At 49.1% G+C, this 678-nt stretch carries 1 protein-coding gene and 1 pseudogene; both read right to left on the bottom strand.

Features of this window, described 5'->3' with window-relative positions; all coding sequences use genetic code 11:
• Positions 1 to 412 (bottom strand): annotated as a pseudogene (locus tag J5069_RS23770) (hypothetical protein); the annotation flags it as partial.
• A gap of 57 nt (positions 413 to 469) precedes the next feature.
• A partial coding sequence (locus J5069_RS23765) for an IclR family transcriptional regulator (RefSeq protein WP_264646119.1) occupies positions 470 to 678 on the bottom strand: 209 nt, incomplete at its 5' end.

The following is a 678-nucleotide window of genomic DNA, read 5'->3' as shown; positions in this document are numbered from 1 at the left end:
CTTCAATCAGAGCGCTTTTCTGGTCTTCTGGCAGGCGGCGGAACTGACGCAGTTCGCGATAGCCGATACCCATGCGGGACATGGATTCGAGGGCTTCTTCGCCGAATGACTGTAGGTTATTTATTGATTCGTTGGCATGTTCAGGTGTGTAGCCAAGCAAATTACAAAACTCAGCCCATGTGCCTGAAAACTCAAGACCGTCTTGACTCCTTTTCCCTTTAAGTGATTGATAAAGTTTATTTTCCTTCACAAATGCCATTTTAGAAGTCAAGACGGTCTTGGAAAATTGAGCGAAAGCATCAGCCATCTGAGCCTGCCCTAATAGCTGGTTCAACAGGTCGCGCTCGTCGCTGAATTCGCTGCTGACTGTTGCTATCAGGTTTTGCGTATTTTCCAGCTCCGGGTTCAACATTGCATCCGGGATTTACTCTGCTGGTTGGGTTTTAGTACGTGCCATCGTTGTTTTTCCTTATCGGCTGCCAGCCAGAACGCGCTGGTTTAATTCATTGATGCGGTTCTGAGCGCGGGCAATCTCATTGCTGTGAGTTACTGCTATCTGCAACACCTGAACGCTCAGGGCAAAGCGGCCGCTATCCAGTTTTTGTGCCATCCCTTCTTCAATCAGGGTGTTGAGTGCCCGGTTGATGTTGGCGGGTGATTCGTCCAACGCTTTCGCAA

This window comes from Candidatus Symbiopectobacterium sp. NZEC127, from assembly GCF_025962675.1.
In the GTDB taxonomy this organism is placed as follows: Bacteria; Pseudomonadota; Gammaproteobacteria; order Enterobacterales; family Enterobacteriaceae; genus Symbiopectobacterium.
This window is presented reverse-complemented; position numbering and strand designations above follow the sequence as displayed.